17 protein-coding genes are annotated in these 17077 nt (G+C 67.5%); 12 read left to right on the top strand and 5 right to left on the bottom strand.

Translation table 11 applies throughout. From position 1 onward, the window contains the following. The first annotated feature begins 72 nt into the window (after positions 1 to 72). From F3H35_RS04475 to F3H35_RS04465, 3 genes are read left to right on the top strand one after another with little or no spacing between them, the layout of a single operon-like run. Positions 73 to 453 carry a thioredoxin family protein gene (locus F3H35_RS04475; RefSeq protein WP_149778449.1) on the top strand — a complete coding sequence of 127 codons (381 nt, stop codon included), beginning with the start codon at positions 73 to 75 and terminating at the stop codon, positions 451 to 453. A 55-nt stretch (positions 454 to 508) separates the two neighbouring features. After that, positions 509 to 862, top strand: coding sequence for an ArsR/SmtB family transcription factor (locus F3H35_RS04470; RefSeq protein ID WP_007818245.1), 354 nt, complete (start codon positions 509 to 511; stop codon positions 860 to 862). Between the two features lie 36 nt (positions 863 to 898). After that, the gene (locus F3H35_RS04465; protein ID WP_149778448.1) at positions 899 to 1954 is read left to right on the top strand and encodes a YeeE/YedE family protein; all 1056 of its coding nucleotides are present in this window, start codon (positions 899 to 901) and stop codon (positions 1952 to 1954) included. A gap of 52 nt (positions 1955 to 2006) precedes the next feature. On the opposite strand, the gene F3H35_RS04460 is transcribed toward F3H35_RS04465, so the two are convergent. Continuing rightward, entirely contained in the window at positions 2007 to 3242 is a 1236-nt protein-coding gene (locus tag F3H35_RS04460; protein ID WP_149778447.1) for an acyl-CoA dehydrogenase family protein, read from the bottom strand. Positions 3243 to 3377: 135 nt separating this feature from the next. Between F3H35_RS04460 and F3H35_RS04455 the strand changes: the two genes are divergently transcribed. Beyond that, positions 3378 to 4496: an arginase family protein gene (locus F3H35_RS04455; protein WP_149778446.1), complete on the top strand. Its 1119-nt coding sequence runs from the start codon at positions 3378 to 3380 to the stop codon at positions 4494 to 4496. A 98-nt stretch (positions 4497 to 4594) separates the two neighbouring features. Continuing rightward, positions 4595 to 6007, top strand: coding sequence for a pyridoxal phosphate-dependent decarboxylase family protein (locus F3H35_RS04450; protein WP_149778445.1), 1413 nt, complete (start codon positions 4595 to 4597; stop codon positions 6005 to 6007). Between the two features lie 209 nt (positions 6008 to 6216). On the opposite strand, the gene F3H35_RS04445 is transcribed toward F3H35_RS04450, so the two are convergent. Continuing rightward, the gene (locus F3H35_RS04445; RefSeq protein WP_149778444.1) at positions 6217 to 6774 is read right to left on the bottom strand and encodes a DUF2478 domain-containing protein; all 558 of its coding nucleotides are present in this window, start codon (positions 6772 to 6774) and stop codon (positions 6217 to 6219) included. A 310-nt stretch (positions 6775 to 7084) separates the two neighbouring features. On the opposite strand from F3H35_RS04445, the gene citF reads away from it, so the two are divergent. The 3 genes from citF to F3H35_RS04430 all read left to right on the top strand — a co-directional run bounded on the left by citF (position 7085) and on the right by F3H35_RS04430 (position 10515). Further along, positions 7085 to 8584, top strand: a complete 1500-nt coding sequence (gene citF, locus F3H35_RS04440; protein WP_149778443.1) for a citrate lyase subunit alpha — start codon at positions 7085 to 7087, stop codon at positions 8582 to 8584. A gap of 72 nt (positions 8585 to 8656) precedes the next feature. Further along, positions 8657 to 9739, top strand: a complete 1083-nt coding sequence (locus tag F3H35_RS04435) for a glycosyltransferase family 4 protein (RefSeq protein ID WP_149778442.1) — start codon at positions 8657 to 8659, stop codon at positions 9737 to 9739. Continuing rightward, a complete protein-coding gene (locus F3H35_RS04430; RefSeq protein ID WP_149778441.1) occupies positions 9736 to 10515 on the top strand; it encodes an inositol monophosphatase family protein in 780 nt (259 codons plus the stop codon). The genes F3H35_RS04435 and F3H35_RS04430 overlap by 4 nt, the downstream gene beginning before the upstream one ends. Before the next feature lie 20 nt (positions 10516 to 10535). Here F3H35_RS04430 and F3H35_RS04425 read toward each other — a convergent pair whose 3' ends face one another. Continuing rightward, positions 10536 to 11252 (bottom strand): FkbM family methyltransferase, encoded by a 717-nt coding sequence (locus tag F3H35_RS04425; protein WP_223228308.1) that lies wholly within the window; start codon positions 11250 to 11252, stop codon positions 10536 to 10538. A 274-nt stretch (positions 11253 to 11526) separates the two neighbouring features. Between F3H35_RS04425 and F3H35_RS04420 the strand changes: the two genes are divergently transcribed. Genes F3H35_RS04420 through F3H35_RS04405 form a run of 4 tightly spaced genes read left to right on the top strand, consistent with a single transcriptional unit; the run spans position 11527 to position 14492 of the window. Further along, positions 11527 to 12483 (top strand): zinc-dependent alcohol dehydrogenase, encoded by a 957-nt coding sequence (locus tag F3H35_RS04420; RefSeq protein WP_149778439.1) that lies wholly within the window; start codon positions 11527 to 11529, stop codon positions 12481 to 12483. A 9-nt stretch (positions 12484 to 12492) separates the two neighbouring features. Further along, positions 12493 to 12888, top strand: coding sequence for a 6-pyruvoyl trahydropterin synthase family protein (locus F3H35_RS04415; protein WP_007818225.1), 396 nt, complete (start codon positions 12493 to 12495; stop codon positions 12886 to 12888). 1 nt (position 12889) lies between these two features. Beyond that, positions 12890 to 13678, top strand: a complete 789-nt coding sequence (locus tag F3H35_RS04410; protein ID WP_149778438.1) for a methyltransferase domain-containing protein — start codon at positions 12890 to 12892, stop codon at positions 13676 to 13678. Then, positions 13665 to 14492 carry a RibD family protein gene (locus F3H35_RS04405; protein ID WP_007818221.1) on the top strand — a complete coding sequence of 276 codons (828 nt, stop codon included), beginning with the start codon at positions 13665 to 13667 and terminating at the stop codon, positions 14490 to 14492. The genes F3H35_RS04410 and F3H35_RS04405 overlap by 14 nt, the downstream gene beginning before the upstream one ends. Here F3H35_RS04405 and F3H35_RS04400 read toward each other — a convergent pair whose 3' ends face one another. After that, a complete protein-coding gene (locus F3H35_RS04400; protein WP_149778437.1) occupies positions 14493 to 15434 on the bottom strand; it encodes a lysylphosphatidylglycerol synthase transmembrane domain-containing protein in 942 nt (313 codons plus the stop codon). It abuts the gene before it with no gap. Beyond that, positions 15434 to 17077 carry a sulfatase-like hydrolase/transferase gene (locus F3H35_RS04395; RefSeq protein ID WP_223228329.1) on the bottom strand — a complete coding sequence of 548 codons (1644 nt, stop codon included), beginning with the start codon at positions 17075 to 17077 and terminating at the stop codon, positions 15434 to 15436. Before F3H35_RS04395 ends, F3H35_RS04400 begins: the two co-directional genes overlap by 1 nt.

Raw genomic sequence — 17077 nt, 5'->3', positions numbered from 1 at the left:
CGCGAAGCCTCTTGTTGAAATGACATATTCAAATTAAGTTGTATATGCATACAACGTCAATCGGTGTTCACAATGATCGCTCGCCTCGCCGCAACTATTCTTGCCTGCCTATGGCTTGTGCAGGCAGCCGCAGCGCAGACGATCGAGCTGGTGATGGTGGAGCAAGCCGGTTGCTATCACTGCACCGAATGGAAAAAAACCATCGGTCCGATCTATCCCAAAACACCCGAAGGCGCCTATGCGCCGCTGCGCATGGTGTCACGCGCCGACGCGCCGCCCCCGGACGTGACATTCGCCCGCCCCGTCAACTTCACCCCGACCTTCATCCTTGTCGAGAACGGGCAGGAACTGGCCCGCATCGAAGGCCATCCCGGAGAAGATTTCTTCTGGGGCCTGCTCGACATGATGCTGCGTCAAAATACCGATTTTGCAGACCCGGTGAAAACGAACTAGATAACGCCCAGCGCGCAGGGCTGGTTGCCCGTTAAAGAGAATGGAACCCCGAACGATGGCTCTTCCGGTGTTTGACAACTCCCTCAGCGAAGCGGAAATGGACCGCATGGTCGAGAATGCGACCAACGCCTCCAACTTCCTCAAGGCAATCAGTCACGAAGGCCGGCTCATGATCCTGTGCCATCTGGTGACGGGCGAAAAATCGGTGACCGAACTCGAAGACCTGCTGTCGGCGCGTCAGGCCGCCGTATCGCAGCAATTGTCCCGCTTGCGCCTCGAAGGGCTGGTGGTGCCCCGGCGCGACGGCAAGGCGATCTATTACCGTCTCGCCGACGAGCGTCCTCGCCGTGTACTTGAACTCGTCTATGAGTTATTCTGTGCTCAGGATGCGGGGTCCGCGCGGCCTTGACGGGAAGGCACGCTTCCGCATCGGGAGGAACGCGCCATGTATCAATTTCTAGGTGACAACACGCTTGTGGCCCTGTTCGGGCTTGCCTCGGGTATCCTGCTCGGCCTTGCCGCGCGGCTCGGGCGATTCTGCACGATGGGAGCGATCGAGGACATGCTCTATGGCGGCTCATCGCTGCGCATGCGCATGTGGATCCTTGCCATAGGCATCGCGGTCATGGGCACTTTCGCGCTGTCGGGCGCGGGGATGATGGAGACCGAACGCTCGTTCTATCTCTCGATCCAGTGGATGCCGCTCGCCTCGATCCTCGGCGGGCTGATGTTCGGCTACGGCATGGCTCTGGCCGGCAATTGCGGCTATGGCTGCATCGCCCGGCTTGGCGGTGGCGATTTCCGGGCCTTCGTGATCGTCGTGGTGATGGGCATATCGGCCTATGTGGTGCTGCATGGGCCGCTGGCCTATCTGCGCAACTGGGCCTTCATGCAACAGGATGTGACCGGGCTGCCCCCGGGTCTGGTGCATCTGCTCTCCTCTCAGACAGGCCTGCCGCTCGCACCGCTCGGCATCGCCATCGGTGCGCTCATCACGCTTGGCGCCCTGTCGTCCCGAGACCTCATCAGCGCGCCGAAATCGATCTTCTGGGCCTGCATCGTCGGGCTGGCGATCACCGGCGGATGGGCTGGCAGCTATTGGGTGGCGACCACCGGCTTCACGGCCATGCCCGTCGTCTCGCACAGCTTCTCGGCCCCCGTGGGGGAAACGCTGCTCTACTTCATGACCGCTTCGGCCCGGGCACCGTCCTTTGCCGTAGGCTCTGTGGCGGGCGTGGCCACGGGCGCCTTCATCGGCTCGCTCATCAAGGGCCATTTCCGGTGGGAGGCCTGCGAGGACCCGCGCGAATTGCGCCGCCAGATGACCGGGGCCGCGATCATGGGCGCGGGCGCGGTGCTGGCGATGGGCTGCACGGTGGGTCAGGGACTGTCGGCGTTTTCCGTTCTGGCCTACTCGGCGCCGGTCACGTTCCTTGCGATCATCGCAGGCGCAGCCCTTGGCCTGCGCCAACTGATCGAAGGCTTCCAGCCCGCCGAGTGACACGCCGCCCAGCGCGTCAGCCCGTCAAGGGCTGACCAGCTGCGCCATCGGCTCAGACCTTTTCCTGCGTGTAGGCGCGCAGCTCGGCCCGCGCCACCTGCCGCCGATGCACCGCATCCGGGCCATCCGCCAGACGCAGGGTGCGCAGATGCGTCCACATCGTGGACAGCGGCACATCCTGACTGATACCTTGCGCACCGAACATCTGCACCGCCTCGTCCACCACCTTGAGCGCCATGCGCGGGGCGACAACCTTGATCTGGTGGATCCAGGGCGCCGCCGCCCGCGCATCGCCCTGATCCATCATCCATGCCGCCTTGAGGCACAACAGCCGCGCCTGTTCGATCTCCATGCGGCACTCCGCGATGATGTCGTAATTCGCCCCAAGCTGCGCCAGCGGCTTGCCGAAGGCCTCGCGCGCCAGCGCCCGGCGGCACATCAATTCAAGTGCCGCCTCCGCCTGCCCGATCGCGCGCATGCAATGATGGATGCGCCCCGGTCCAAGCCGCCCCTGCGCGATCTCGAAGCCGCGCCCCTCGCCCAGCAACAGGTTCTCCGCCGGCACGCGGACATTCGTGAAGCGGATATGCATATGCCCATGCGGCGCGTCGTCATGGCCATAAACCTGCATCGGGCGCAGCTTTTCGATACCGGGGCTGTCGGCGGGCACCACGATCATCGAATGGCGCTGATGCCTCGGCGCGCTGTCATCGCCGCTGCGCACCATGACGATATAGACCGCACAGCGCGGATCACCCGCCCCTGTCGCCCACCATTTCTCGCCATTGAGGACATAGCCATCGCCGTCCTGCACACAGGACATCGCGATATTGGTGGCATCCGAACTGGCGACATCCGGCTCGGTCATGAGGTAAGCCGACCGGATCTCCCCCTCCAGCAGCGGCGCCAGCCAGCGCGCTTTCATCTCTTCGGTGCCATACCGCTCGAACACCTCCATATTGCCGGTATCGGGCGCATTGCAGTTGAACACTTCCGCCCCCATCGGCGTGCGGCCCATCTCTTCGGCGAAATAGGCATATTCCACCGTGCTCAGCCCATGGCCCTTGTCGCTGCCCGTCAGCCAGAAGTTCCACAGCCCGCGCGTCTTGGCCTTGGCCTTCAACCCTTCGAGGATCTCCGCCTGCCGCGCGGTATACTGCCAGCGATCCCCCTTGCCGATCTCGGCAGCATACTCCGCCTCCAGCGGCATGATCTCGTCGCGCACCATGGCGCGCACCTGCTCCAGCAGCGCGCGGGTCTCGTCCCGCATCCCGAGGTTCATCTCCATGCCCTGCATCCTCCCTCATGTGCAGCGCAGCGCGCCGCGTTCCGCCAAGGGATAGCCGCCCCTTGCGTCAAGCGCCAGCCCTGCTCCCGGTTTCGCCCCCTTCCCTGCGCGCCTCCGAGCGCTAGACTGAGCGCCATGAACGCACCCCTTTTCATCGGCTCCGAGATCTATCGCGGCTCCAGCTATGGGGCACGCCATCCGCTGTCGATCCCCCGGGTGCCCACGGTGATCGACCTCAGCCGCGCGATGGGTTGGCTGCCGCCAGCGCAATACCGCACCAGTCCCCGCGCGCGCCCCGCCGCCCTGACCGCGTTTCACACCACCGCCTATGTCGCGGCCCTGCAAGAGGCCGAGAGGACAGGCCGCGTCAGCCCCGCGATCCGCGCGCGCCACGGTCTTGACACCCTGTCCAACCCGATCTTCCCCGAGATGTTCCGCCGCCCCGCTACCGCCGCCGGCGGCTCGCTTCTGGCGACCGAGCTTCTGGCCAATGGCGGCGCTGTCTATAATCCCGGCGGCGGCACCCATCACGGGATGGCCGACCGGGCCTCGGGCTTTTGCTATCTCAACGACCCCGTTCTGGCGCTCAAGGCGCTCTTTGCCCAAGGTCTGACCCGCATCGCCTATGTCGATATCGACGCGCATCACTCCGACGGGGTCGAGGCGGCCATGTCCGGTACACCGGGGCTTCTGATGATCTCCACCCATGAGGAAAATCGCTGGCCCTTCACCGGCGCGCTGCACGACACGGCCCAAGGCACCGGCTTCAACCTGCCGCTGCCGCGCGGCAGCCATGACGACGACGCCGCCTTCGCCCTGCACGAACTGATCCTGCCCGCGCTCTGCGCCCACCGCCCTGAGGCCATTGTCCTGCAATGCGGCGCCGATGCGGTGCTCGAGGATCCTCTCTCTCGGCTGGCATGGTCCAACAACGCCCATTTCGACGCCTTGCGCCACATCGCCCCGCTCAGCCCCCGGCTTCTGCTGCTCGGGGGCGGCGGCTACAACCCGTGGAGCGTCGGGCGCCTCTGGACCGGTCTCTGGGCGACGCTCAACGGCCATGCGATCCCCGATCATCTGCCCGATCCGGCGCGCGATGTGCTGTCTGCCCTCAGCTGGTCGCGCAAGGGCAGCACCCCGCGCCCGGCGCATTGGACCACGACCATACGCGATACGCCCCGCCCCGGCCCCGTGCATGATGCCGTCCGCACCGGCGTGCGGACATTGCGGGCGCGTATGGCAGCGCATGTCTGACACCCCCGCCTGACACACGGGCCTGCCCCCTTGCAATCCACCCCAATCCGGGCGACCTCTAGGGTCCAGACCGCCTTTGCCACAACACGGACCCCGCCATGTCCTCCAGTACACCGCCCTCCAACGATCCTTTCGCCATTCCCGCCGACACGCTCGGGATGGACCCTGCCACGATGCGGCGTCTGGGTCACAAGGTGGTGGACATGGTCGTCGACCGGCTGGAGCGCCGCAACACCGAGGCGGTGATCACCACCGGCAAGGCCGACGATCTGACGGCGCGCCTCGGCGGGCCGGTGCCCGATGCGCCATCGGACCCCGACGCGGCTCTGGATCTGTTGGCCGAGGTGGCGCTGACCAACATGCAGCATGGCGATCACCCGCGCTATTTCGCCCGCGTCCCCGGCCCCGCTGCCTTCGCCGCCACGCTTGGCGACTGGCTCGGCACCGGCTTCAACACGATCTGCGCCAGCTGGGGCGGCGGCTCGGGTCCGGCGGTGGTGGAAACAACCGTCTGCGCTTGGGTGGCCGAGATGCTGGGCCTGCCCGCCCGCACCGAAGGCGTGCTGTTGTCGGGCGGCTCGATGGCCAATTTCACCGGCTTTTGCGTCGCCCGCTCCGAAATCGGCGCAGGCGTGGCGTATCTCACCGATCAGACCCACGCCTCGCTGCCGCGCAATCTGCGCCAGATGGGCCTTTCGTCCGAGCAGATCCGCATCCTGCCCTCGGATGATGCCCTGCGCATGAGCGCCGAGACCCTAGCCCACGCCATCGCCGAGGATATCGCCGCTGGCCGCCGCCCGATGATGGTGGTCGCCACCGCCGGCAGCACCAACACCGGCGCGACCGATCCGCTGGATGCCATCGCCGATATCTGCGCCGCCCACGACATCTGGATGCATGTCGACGGCGCTTACGGCGCGCCCGCCGCGATCACGGACCGGGGCCGCGCCACGCTGTCCGGACTCGAGCGCGCGGATTCGGTCGTGCTCGACCCGCATAAATGGTTCTTCCAGCCCTATGATCTGGGTCTGTGCCTTGTCACCCGCCCCGGCGCCCTTGAGCGGTGCTTTTCCATGAACCCCGAATATCTGCGCGACGTGCAAGCCATCTCGGGCGAGGTGAATTACGGCAATCGCAGCCTCGAACTCAGCCGCCGGTCGCGTGCGCTCAAACTGTGGATGTCGCTGCGCACCCACGGCGCGCAGGCGTTCCGCGACGCAGTCCTGCGCGGCATCGAACTGGCCGAATTCACCGAAGATCACCTGCGCCGGACCCCCTCCCGGTGGGAGATCATCACCCCCGCCCAGCTTGGCATCGTCTGCTTCGCCCATCGCGGCTCGGACGCGGCCGACCATGCCGCCCGCGCCGCGCGCGTCTCGGCCTCGGGCTTTGCCACGCTGTCATCGACGATGCTCAAAGACCGCTCGGCGCTTCGGCTGTGCACGATCAATCCCTTGACCACCGAAGACGACATCACCCGCACGCTCGAGATGCTGGCAGCACCGAACTGAGGCCGTCAGCCCCGACATCTCGTTTCCAAAAAACAGGTCAATAAAGCCCAAAAATTCGGACTGTTTCCCAAAATCGGGCTAACCGGTGAGAAACCCACAGAGCTCTTGCCGCGACCGCGTCCGGCGGTCTGCCCCTTTTGGCAGCAGGTCCGGGCCTGATGGGCGTCGCGGGCCAGCGCCGAAAGGCCAGAAAAGGCTCAGCGAAAATCCTATGACATCGCTTGGGCCGGCCTTGCGCCCGCCCTTTGCGTCAAGGGCGCGGTCACGCTGTCCACCCATGTCCTCAATGCAGCGGTTTCAGGGGCCAACGGGATGGCCAGGCCCTCGGTGAAACGCTCGAATGCCTCACGGTTAAGAGCATTGAGGCCGACAAGCACGGGAATGTCCATCGCCAGAGCCTCGGCGATCACGTCACGAAACCCGCGCCCCTCGGCCTCGTGCTTGCCGAACTTGTTCACGATCAACAGATCCGCGCCCTGCGCCAGCCGCTCGGCCACCAGACCCACCGCCGTCTCCAGCACGTTCGGGTCCAACCGGCAGCCACGCGCCGATGGCCCCAGATCCTGACTGATGCGCAGCACCGGACCCTCTGGCAGAACGCGCACATTCATGTCGCACGGTCCTGCCGTACCATAGGCGGGGTTCACGGTGTTGATCTGGACGGTGCCACAGCACCGAAGGCCAGCGGCCTCCAGCTCCGCTGCCAGCGATGCGAGGATCAGATCCATATCGCCGCGCCCCGGCGCCATCGTGTAGGCAATGTTCATCTGTCATCTCCTCAGGCATGGCAAAGGGTTGGAATTCCACCCGCCCCGTCGAAATCCCGTCCTTGGTCATACCAAGTTCGGCCTGCGCCGCCAATGCCGCCAGTTGCCGCGCCAGCGCTTCGGGATCGTCGGCGCCACGGGCGGTTCTCACACGCAAGGCCACGCACAGAGACGGGCGCCCCATTGCCGTCTCAAGGCGCGTGACCTGCAGGGCTGGCGCCGGTGCCCCGCCCGTTGACAGCCTCCGATCCCGGCGGCATGACCCTCCGGGGATCTTTTTTCGCCGACACAGGAACATCAGGACCAGACGATGCGCGACCTTCCGGAACAGATTGAAGGCTACGGCGCCGTGCGCGCCCATGACGACGGCACAGGCCCGGCCCCGTGCCGGTCCAAGCTGCTCGCTGATCTCGATGCCGCCATCGCCGCCTGCGAGCTGTCCGACGGCGCGACCGTGTCGTTCCACCACCATCTTCGCAACGGCGACGCGGTGCTGAACATGGTGCTCGATCGTCTGGCGGCGCGTGGTCTCAAGAACCTGCATGTCGCCGCGACCTCGATTTTCCCGGTCCATGCTCCGCTGGTGGGGCATATCCGCGCCGGCACCGTCACGCGCCTGTCCGCCAGCTTCATTTCCGGCCCCGTGGGCGAGGCGATCAGCCATGGCCTCGTGCCGCATCCCGTGGTGCTGCGCACCCATGGCGGGCGGGCGCGGGCGCTCGACATGGGCGAATTGCAGGTCGATGCGGCCTTCGTGGCCGCCCCTGCCGCCGACGAGATGGGCAATCTCTCGGGCCGCGTCGGCCCGACCGCCTGCGGCACGCTCGGCTATCCGCTCACCGATGTCGAGGTAGCCCGCCGCGTGATCGCCGTGACCGATACGCTGGTGCCCTTCCCCGCCCCTGCCATAGACATCCCGCAAGGCAAGGTGCATCACGTCGTGGCCGTGGACCGGATCGGCGACCCGACGGGGATCGCCTCGGGCACCACGACCCCCGCAACCGACCCCGTCAGCACCCGCATCGGAGACACCGCCGCAGCCGTGATCGCCGCCAGTGGCCTCTTGGCCGATGGCTTCTCGTTCCAGACCGGCGCGGGCGGCATCTCGCTCTGCACCGCCGCCGCCGTGGGACGCCTGATGACGGATCAAGGCGTCACCGGCAGTTTCTGCGCCGGCGGCATCACCGGATTTCACGTCGACATGCTGAATGCAGGCCTCTTCCGGGCGCTGATGGATGTGCAATGCTTCGATCTCGCGGCGGTGCGCTCGTACCAATCCGATCCCCGTCACCAGATGATGAGCGCGGCCACCTATGCCGCCCCCCATATCGGCGGGGCCGTGGTGGACAGGGTGGATGCCGTGGTTCTGGGCGCCGCCGAGGTGGACCTTGCCTTCAACGTCAACGTGACCACCAAGGCGGGCGGCATCGTGATCGGCGGCTCCGGCGGGCATGCCGACACCGCCGCGGGCGCGCGCCTGACCATCTTGACGACGCGCCTGACCGCTGCGGGCTTTCCCAAGATCGTGCCGCATGTGGGCACCCTGACCACACCCGGCGCAACGGTTGACGTGGTGGTCACCGATCATGGCATCGCGGTCAACCCGCTGCGCCCCGCGCTGACCGAGCGGTTGCACGCCGCCGGGCTTGCGCTCTGCGGCATCGAGACCCTCTGCGATCAGGCCGCCCGCCTTGCCACGCGCCCCGCACCGCCCAACCCCTCGGGGCGTATCGTGGCGGTGTCGGAATATCGGGACGGCAGCGTGACCGACGTGATCCGCCAGATCGAGGATGGCCATACAAACGCCTGACCCGCAGCGCGCCGCATCATTGCCTTGGACCCGCACCGCGCTAAGCCCATGAGCAAGACGCAAGGAGCCCTTATGCCTCGCCCTCACCCCGCCGCCTTCGCCATACCCGGAGACCTGTCCAGTCCCACGGGCGGCTATCACTATGACCGCCGCCTTTTGTGCGCCCTGCGCGACGCGGGCCGCGAGGTGGCCCATATCCGCCTGCCCGACGGCTTCCCCCACCCGTCCGAGGCGCAGATGTCCGAAGCCTGCGACCAACTGGCCAAGGTTCCCTGCGACCACATCCTGATCGTCGATGGTCTGGCCTTCGGCGCGCTGCCCACAGAGGCGCTTGACCACATCACCGCGCCGATCGTGGCGCTTGTCCATCACCCGCTCGCCCATGAAAGCGGCCTGCCCCACCCCGAGGCCGCGCGCCTTCGGGCGCTGGAAAAGGCCAACCTCACCCGCGCCGCGCATATCCTCGTGCCAAGCCCTCATATAAGGGATGTCTTGCTGGCCGATTACGCCGTTGATCCAGGCCGCATCACGGTGATCCGCCCCGGTCGGCCCGATCTCTCGCCGCAGCCGGTGCCAGCACCCGCCACACCCGATCCCGATGCGCCGCCCTTGATCCTCTCGGTCGGCCTTCTGCATCCCCGCAAGGGCCATGACATCCTGATCGACGCGCTGTCGCGGATCGCTGATCAAGCGTGGCGCGCGGTGATCGTCGGTGCGCCATGGGCACCGGGACATGCCGACGCCCTGATCCAGCAGATCGACCGCGCGGGCCTGTCGGGCCGTGTGCATCTCGCCGGCCGGGTGGAGCGTGCCACGCTCGACCGTCTTTATACCGAGGCCTACGCCTTCGCGCTGGCCACCCGCTACGAAGGCTACGGCATCGTGTTCGACGAGGCTCTGATCCACGGAGTGCCCATCGTCTCGACCACGGCAGGCGCGGTGCCCGGCACGGTGCCCGCCGCCGCTGGCACTCTGATCGCCCCCGAGGATGCCAAGGGCTTTGCCGCCGCCCTCAGCGCCCTTCTGCAGGACAGAACCCTGCATGCAGCCCAATCCGCCGCAGCACTCAAGGCCGGTGCGGCCCTTCCCCTCTGGTCCGACGCCGCAGACCTTGTGGGCACGATCCTCGACCAGATCGCAGGTCACGGCACATGAGCGCCGCTGACCTCTCGCTCGCCGTGACCCTTGCGCAGCAGGCGGGCGACATTCTCTTGCGCCACTGGCAGACCCGCGACAGCCTCGCCATCAGCACCAAACGCGCGGGCGACTTCATGTCCCGCGCCGATCTCGATGCCGAAACCTTTCTGCGTGACGCATTGCGCGCCGCCCGCCCCTCCGACGGCTGGCTGGGCGAGGAAACCGGTGCGGACGGAAACTCCGAGCGTGTCTGGATCGTCGATCCGCTGGACGGCACCACCAACTTCCTGCGCGGCATCCCGCATTGGGCCGTCTCCATCGCCCTGCGCGAGGCGGGCAGGCTCACCCTCGGCGTGATCCACGACCCGATCAAATCCGAGACCTTCGCCGCGCGATGCGGCGCCCCGGCTACCCTGAACGGCCAACCGATCCGTACCGCCCGGACCCAAACCCTCGAGCCTGCCCTTTTCGGTACAGGCATTCCTTTCGGCGGCATGGCCCATATCGACGATCACGCCGCCGATATCGCGCGGCTGATGCCGCTCTGCGCGGGTGTGCGCCGGATGGGGGCCGCTTCGCTTGATCTGGCATATGTCGCCGCAGGGCGGCTCGATGGCTTCTGGGAACGCCGCCTGCAGCCTTGGGACATTGCCGCAGGCCTCGTGATCTTGCAACAATCGGGCGCACGGACCGAAGGCTGGCACAGCACCGAAAACCCTCAGGATAGCGGCACGGTCATCGCCGCAGCACCCGCCCTGTTCGACGCCTTCGCCCGCGTCCTTCGCGCGGGCTGAACCACGCGGATCACACGCCATCACTCCGACAGGCGCGCAAACAGATCACCCGAGCTCGCATCCCCCCGCAACCCGTCCAGCCATTCCCTCGCCGCCGCCGCATCGCGCCAGTCCGGCCACAAGAAGCCGCCCGTCTCACCCTGCACCGGGTTGAACCAGTAATCCCCCAGCTCCGTCAACCGATCGATCACCGCATGGGTCAGATGCGGAAATCCCGGCAGAAACTCGACCGAGATGAGCGGCACCGGCTGCGACAGCCCCGCCAGAACGTCAATCTCGAACCCCTCGACATCGATCTTGATGTAACGCGGCACGCCATATCCCGCGATCAGCCCGTCCAGCGTGACCATCCGCACGCGCTGCCTGCGATCCCATTGCACATGGCCGAAACCGGGCGCGTCCCGCGCGCCCTCGACGAAATCGCGGCGCAAGGACGACACGGTGGGATGACGGGACGACACCGCCATCTCGGCCTCGGTCTCAACGGCGCCCGCCGCTGCCTCGATCAGGGTGATGTCGCGCGGCAATGTGAGGCGCAGAAACCCTGCAAACGGATGTTGCGGCTCCAATGCCAAGACCCGCGCGCCCGCCGCCCGCATCGCCCGTGCCCTCGTGCCCACATGCGCGCCCACATCGATCACCAGATCGCCGGGCTCCAGAAGACCGTGATAGAACCGCCGCCAGGCCCGCCTCGACACGGGATTGTGATAGATCACCAGCGATCGAAGAAACCCCATCCAAAGCGCCATTGCCCCGCCTTTCCGCAGTCTGATAACATCCAGATAGCGCGCCTTCGCGGCTGTCCAGCGCCCCGATCGGCAAAGCTTTGCACATTTTTCGCAAGCCACTTGTCTTGGGCTGTGGTGGCCTACCTAATCATGGACAGGACACGGATATCGGACCCGCGACAATGCACAGTCGACCCACCAGCGCTCAGCGCCGCCAGTCCGCCCGCTTCGCGGGTCGCAGTCGCGTGTCCGGGGCATCCGTCCTGATCCCGCAGGTTCCGGCATGACCGCAACCGCGCTGTGGTGTATCGCACCCCACACGGTCGATCTGCGACCGGCCCAACTGGGCGAGGGGATCGGCGTCGAGACGCTGTTCACCGCGATCAGCCGCGGCACCGAACGTCTTGTTTTCGAAGGCCGCGTGCCCACAAGCGAGGCGCAGACCATGCGCGCCCCCGCTCAGGAAGGCGCCTTCCCCTTTCCGGTCAAATACGGCTATTGCGCCGTTGGACGCGTGTCCGATGGCGATCTGCGCGGGCGCGCCGTCTTTGCCCTGCATCCGCACCAGACCCGCTTTCGCATGGACCGCGCGATGCTGACCCCCCTGCCCGAAGACCTTCCCCCCGAACGTGCCGTGCTGGGGGCCAATATGGAAACCGCGTTGAATATCCTGTGGGACAGCGGCGCTGCGGCGGGCGACAGGATCGCCGTGATCGGCGCGGGCGTCGTGGGCGCTCTTACCGGATATCTCGCCTCCCGCCTGCCCGGCGCCGATGTCACCCTGATCGACACCGCCCCCGGTCGCGCCGCTCTGGCTGACGCGCTCGGCTGCGCCTTTGCCGCACCGGACATGGCCCCCGAAGGCTGCGACGTGGTCATCCATGCCACCGCCAGCGCCGCGGGCCTTGCCACCGCGATCGACTGCGCCGGCGCGGGCGCCACCATCGTCGAGGCAAGCTGGCATGGCGAGGGGTCCACGCCCGTTCCACTTGGCGGCGCCTTCCACAGCCGCCGCCTGCGCCTTGTCAGCAGTCAGGTGGGACACTTGCCCCCGGCCCGCACCCCGCGCTGGACCCATGCACGCCGCATGGCCAAGGCGCTGGATCTGCTGCGCGATCCGGCGCTCGATGCGCTGATCTCGGGCGAAACCCCGTTCGAGGATCTGCCCGCGCACTACGCCCGGATCCTCACCGATCCCGACACGCTGTGTCACCGCATCCGCTACACAACACCCACCTGAGGAGAGCCAATGTTCGCCGTCGAAGTCCGTGACCATATCATGATCGCCCATTCCCTGCCCTCGCCCGTCTTCGGCCCGGCCCAGGGCATGCACGGCGCAACCTTCACTGTCGACGCAGCCTTTTATACGGCCGATATCGACGCGCACGGGCTGGTCGTGGATATCGGCCTCGCGACCGAGGCGCTGACCGATACACTGGCGCCGCTTCGCTACAAGAACCTTGACGAAATCCCTGAATTCGCAGGCAAATTCACGACAACCGAATTCCTGTGCAAACATATCTTCGACCGCATGGCCGAGGCGGTCCGCGACGGGCGCCTCAAGGATGACGGGCGCGTGCGCAAGCTGCGCATCCAGCTGCACGAAAGCCATGTCGCCCGCGCCTGGTACGAGGGTGACATCTGACATGGCCTTCACCGCCGACTGGCTGGCCCTTCGCGAACCCGCCGACCATGCCGCGCGGGATGGCGCTCTGCTGCGCCGCGCAGCGCAGTCGGCGGGGGCCGCGCCGGTCATTCTGGATCTCGGCTGCGGCACCGGCTCGACCGTGCGCGCGATGGCGCCGCATCTGCCGGCGGGCACAACTTGGCGGCTGGTGGACAATGACCCCGCCTTGCTGGCACTGGCCGCCAAGGCCGCAGGCCCCGAGACAAGAACATATTCCCTCGATCTGGCCGATCCCGGCGCGCTGCCTCTCGACGGGGTGACGCTCGTGACCGCCTCGGCGCTGCTTGACCTCATGCCGCGCGACTGGGTCGCGGCGCTGGCCGCGCGGCTCACGGTGCCGTTTTATGCCGCGCTCTCATATGACGGGCATATGTCCTGGGATCCCGCCGATCCCCTGGATGCGCCTGTCACCGAAGCCTTCAACCACCACCAGCTTGGCGACAAGGGGATTGGCCCCGCCCTTGGCCCCGGCGCCGTCACCGCAAGCGCAGCCGTCTTCGACGCGGCGGGCTTTGACGTGGCGCAGGCCGACAGCCCTTGGGTCCTTGGCCCCGACACCGCGGCACTTCATGCCAGCCTGCTCGAGGGCATCGCCACCGCTGCCGCCGAAACCGGCTTGGCCGAGGCTCTGGACTGGGGCCAAAGACGCCGCGACCGCGTCGTGCAGACAATCTGCACCATCGGGCACGGCGACATTCTGGCCCTGCCCCGCTCACTCTCCACGGAGACCACCCATGCAGCCGATTGATGTCAATTCCCGCGTCTGGGACCGGCTTCTGGCCGTGCGTCAGGGCTTATCCTGCACCTGTTGCGGCCGTTGGAGCCAAAACGAAAACGCCGCCCTGGCACTCTACGGCCCTCTGGCGCGGCGCGACCTCGGACCGATCACCGTGGCCCAGATCGGCCAGTCTCTGGACGGGCGCATCGCCACCGTCACGGGCGACGCGCGCGACGTCTCCGGCCCCGACGGGCTGGCGCATCTGCACCGGATGCGGGCGCTGGTCGATGGCGTGGTCATCGGCGTGCGCACCGCGCTGCATGACAGCCCTCGCCTGACCGTTCGGCTGTGCAAGGGTCCGAACCCGGCACGCATCGTCATCGACCCGCGCGGACGCCTGCCCGATGACGCCCCCCTGCTGCGCGCCGACGGCACCCGCCGGATCGTCATTCAGGCCGTGGACCGTCCCCGCCCCGCCGGGGTCGAGGTGATCCGCCTGAACGACCGCGAAAGCCTGCTCGACCCGGCTCAGATCCTCTCGGCGCTGCGGGCCAAGGGCCTCTCGACCCTGATGATCGAAGGGGGTGGGATCACCATCTCGCGCTTTCTCGAAGCGCGGCGTCTCACCCGGTTGCAAGTGGCCGTGGCCCCGCTTCTGATCGGCGCCGGGCCTCAGGGGCTGACCATGCCCTCGCCCACCGAGAAACTCTCGGACGCAATCCGCCCGCAGACCCGCGCCTTTTCGCTGGGATCGGATGTGGTGTTCGATTGCGCCCTCGATGACACCGCACTGGCCGCAGGCGTGCCGCTGCATGCGCGACCCGCCCGGCTCGCGCGGCCCTGATCAACCCGGCATCACCGGCGCGCGGCGCCGCTTGAGCACGATCGCAACCCCCGGCAGCACCGAAACCAGCAACATCAGGCCAAAGGCGACACTGGCGGCCAGCCCGCCCGCCGCCGAGGCACCGGCCACCGGAAACAGCACCGCCGCCGCCCCCTCTCGCAGCCCCCAGCCGCCGATCGTCAGCGGCACCAGCATCATCAGCAGGATCAGCGGCACGAAGGCCGCCACGGCGGCCACCGACAGGGGATGCCCCACCGCCTGCGCACAAAAGCCGAACGCCGCCAGATTGCAGATCGTGGTCGCAAGGCTGAGCGCGATCTGCGGGCCGATCACCCCCGGCGCGAAAAGGCACCGCACCATCCCCTGCCAGACCGGCGCCACCGCGCGCCCGATCCGGCCCCGCATACGGGCCAGCACCGCGCCACACACCGGTAAAGCCAGCCCGCAGGCCAAGCCCAGCACCACGGGCCAGATCAGCCAGTCGGGCCAGACAACGCCCCCCGGCACCGCGACCGTCAGCCCGAACGCCAGCGCCGTGACCGCGAAAAGCCCCATCTGCCCCGCAAGACGCTCGAACACCACCGCCTGACCGGATGCCAGCAACCCCGCCTGCCCCCGCGCGCGGATCGCGCGGCCCGCATCCCCGATCACGCCCCCGGGCAGCGATTGGTTCACCACTTGCGACAGATAATATTCCCGCACCGCCTCGGCGATGCTCAGATGGATGCCCAAGGGCGCCGCCGTCACCCGCCAGCGCAGCGCCGAAAGCACCGTCTGCAGGCTCAGCGCAACAAGTGCAGCGGCCAGCCAGCGCATATCCGCCCCCGCCAGACTGCGCGCCGCCTCCTCTCCGCCAGCGACCCGCCACAACAAGACCAGCAGCCCCACCGCCAGCACCCCTTGCCCCGCGCGGATCGCCACCCCCCGGATGCCTCTGCGCATCACTGCGTGACCCGGACTGAACCGGCCTCTCGCGCGACCGGGCTCGAATAGGCCTCGATCAGCAGGTCGCGCATCTCCTGCATCCCGCGGATCGGCCTGTCCGGGTCGGGGATCAGACCCTCGCTCCAGCCCCAGCTCTCGATCCGCGCCACCAGATGCGGCGGCCCGATCACATGCACCGGCACCTCCGCGCGCGTATCCAGCGCCACGAAATCCGCCGCCTGATGATCCCCCAGCACGATCATCAGCGGCGGGGTGCCCGCATGCCGCTCGGCATAGGCGAAGACCACCGACAGCGCATAATCCACCGCATCGCGATACTGCTCGCGCACCCGGTCCCGATCGCGCCAGACCTCTTCCGGCGTGGGACCGGACGTCGCCATCTCGTTGAACACCTGCCCATCGCCGATGCTGTCCCAGTCCACCAGTTCCGGCACCGGCACCCATGGCGCATGCGACGAGCCAAGCGCCATCTGCACAAAGGACGGCCCATCCGCCTGCCCGTTGCGCACCAGCCGGTCCAGCGCCGCAAAGGTGAATTGATCGGGCATCGTCACCCAGTTGAACGGCGCGCCCTGATATCCCAGATCCGCCGCCGCCAGCACCGTGTCAAAGCCCATCACCGCCGATTCCGGCCAGTCGAGCGTGATCTGCGGCATCACCGCCGCCGTGTGAAACCCCGACCGTGCCGCGATATGAAACAGCGTCTCGCGCCCCGAGGCCAGCACCGCGCCATAGCGCGTCTGATCATTGACCAGAAGACCATTGGCAAAAGTCGCATGCGACAGCCAGCTTTGCCCGCCGCGCGTCGGCGCGCGCACCAGCCCCGACACCATCGACAGCCCCAGATCGCGCAGCACCGCCTCGTTGCGCTCCAGCGTCTCGCGATGCAGGCCCGCATAAAAGGGCGTGTCCAGACTGGTGCGGCCATAGCTTTCGACGAACACCACCAGCACATCGCGGTCGATCCCGTCCAGCAGGCCAGTCGCCCCGGCAAAGGGATCTTGCCGCGCCGCGATGCGAAACGCCCTGAGATCGCGCAGCGTGTCGCCCACCATGACCACCCGCTCGACACCCACGCGCGCGGTGAAGGCCGCACCGGGCGGGCTTACCCCAAGGCTCCAGCGGCCCATGGTCTGCCCGATCTCGGCCACCGCCACCACCGCCGACAGCACCGCCCCCGTGCCCGCGATCCATGCGGTGACCTTTGGTGCGGCAAGCGCCGCCCAAACCCCCGTCGCCCACCAGATCGCCCAACCGATCCCGATTGCCGCCGCAACAGCCGCCAGACCGACCAGAGCCGCGGGCACCACGCCGATGGATCCCGCCAGCAAACGCAAGCCCGCCTCGATCAGCATGACATCCGCCACCGGGTTGAACCCCCGCGCCAGCGCCGTGAACATCGCGAAATCAGCTGTCTTGAGGATAACCAGAATCGTCAGCGCCGCGCTCAGCACGATCCGCAGCACAAGCACAGCCCGCCCTCTCAGGGCCACAAGCCCAAGCAGCAGGGCCGGCAATTCCAGCGGCACCAGCACCAGCGCCCGCCAGGTCATCGCCGCCGGATGATTGGGCTGGATCAGCACCAGATGCAGCACCAGCGCCGCCACCAGCAGCCGGATCAGCCCGCCACGGCCCGGCAC

The organism is Roseovarius litoreus, assembly GCF_900142765.1.
In the GTDB taxonomy this organism is placed as follows: domain Bacteria; phylum Pseudomonadota; class Alphaproteobacteria; order Rhodobacterales; family Rhodobacteraceae; genus Roseovarius; species Roseovarius litoreus.
The sequence above is the reverse complement of the archived record's forward strand: the minus strand, read 5'-3'. Positions and strand labels throughout refer to the sequence as shown.

What these genes read in the sequence shown, in the direction of transcription:
- F3H35_RS04445 (WP_149778444.1), bottom strand. Translation starts at nt 6,774, where the DNA reads ATGAACATTGCCTACACGATGGCGCCGGGGCGCGGCGATATGGATCTG.
- citF (WP_149778443.1), top strand. Translation starts at nt 7,085, where the DNA reads ATGCGCGACCTTCCGGAACAGATTGAAGGCTACGGCGCCGTGCGCGCC.
- F3H35_RS04435 (WP_149778442.1), top strand. Translation starts at nt 8,657, where the DNA reads ATGCCTCGCCCTCACCCCGCCGCCTTCGCCATACCCGGAGACCTGTCC.
- F3H35_RS04465 (WP_149778448.1), top strand. Translation starts at nt 899, where the DNA reads ATGTATCAATTTCTAGGTGACAACACGCTTGTGGCCCTGTTCGGGCTT.
- F3H35_RS04460 (WP_149778447.1), bottom strand. Translation starts at nt 3,242, where the DNA reads ATGGAGATGAACCTCGGGATGCGGGACGAGACCCGCGCGCTGCTGGAG.
- F3H35_RS04405 (WP_007818221.1), top strand. Translation starts at nt 13,665, where the DNA reads ATGCAGCCGATTGATGTCAATTCCCGCGTCTGGGACCGGCTTCTGGCC.
- F3H35_RS04455 (WP_149778446.1), top strand. Translation starts at nt 3,378, where the DNA reads ATGAACGCACCCCTTTTCATCGGCTCCGAGATCTATCGCGGCTCCAGC.
- F3H35_RS04470 (WP_007818245.1), top strand. Translation starts at nt 509, where the DNA reads ATGGCTCTTCCGGTGTTTGACAACTCCCTCAGCGAAGCGGAAATGGAC.
- F3H35_RS04475 (WP_149778449.1), top strand. Translation starts at nt 73, where the DNA reads ATGATCGCTCGCCTCGCCGCAACTATTCTTGCCTGCCTATGGCTTGTG.
- F3H35_RS04415 (WP_007818225.1), top strand. Translation starts at nt 12,493, where the DNA reads ATGTTCGCCGTCGAAGTCCGTGACCATATCATGATCGCCCATTCCCTG.
- F3H35_RS04410 (WP_149778438.1), top strand. Translation starts at nt 12,890, where the DNA reads ATGGCCTTCACCGCCGACTGGCTGGCCCTTCGCGAACCCGCCGACCAT.
- F3H35_RS04430 (WP_149778441.1), top strand. Translation starts at nt 9,736, where the DNA reads ATGAGCGCCGCTGACCTCTCGCTCGCCGTGACCCTTGCGCAGCAGGCG.
- F3H35_RS04420 (WP_149778439.1), top strand. Translation starts at nt 11,527, where the DNA reads ATGACCGCAACCGCGCTGTGGTGTATCGCACCCCACACGGTCGATCTG.
- F3H35_RS04425 (WP_223228308.1), bottom strand. Translation starts at nt 11,252, where the DNA reads ATGGGGTTTCTTCGATCGCTGGTGATCTATCACAATCCCGTGTCGAGG.
- F3H35_RS04450 (WP_149778445.1), top strand. Translation starts at nt 4,595, where the DNA reads ATGTCCTCCAGTACACCGCCCTCCAACGATCCTTTCGCCATTCCCGCC.
- F3H35_RS04400 (WP_149778437.1), bottom strand. Translation starts at nt 15,434, where the DNA reads ATGCGCAGAGGCATCCGGGGGGTGGCGATCCGCGCGGGGCAAGGGGTG.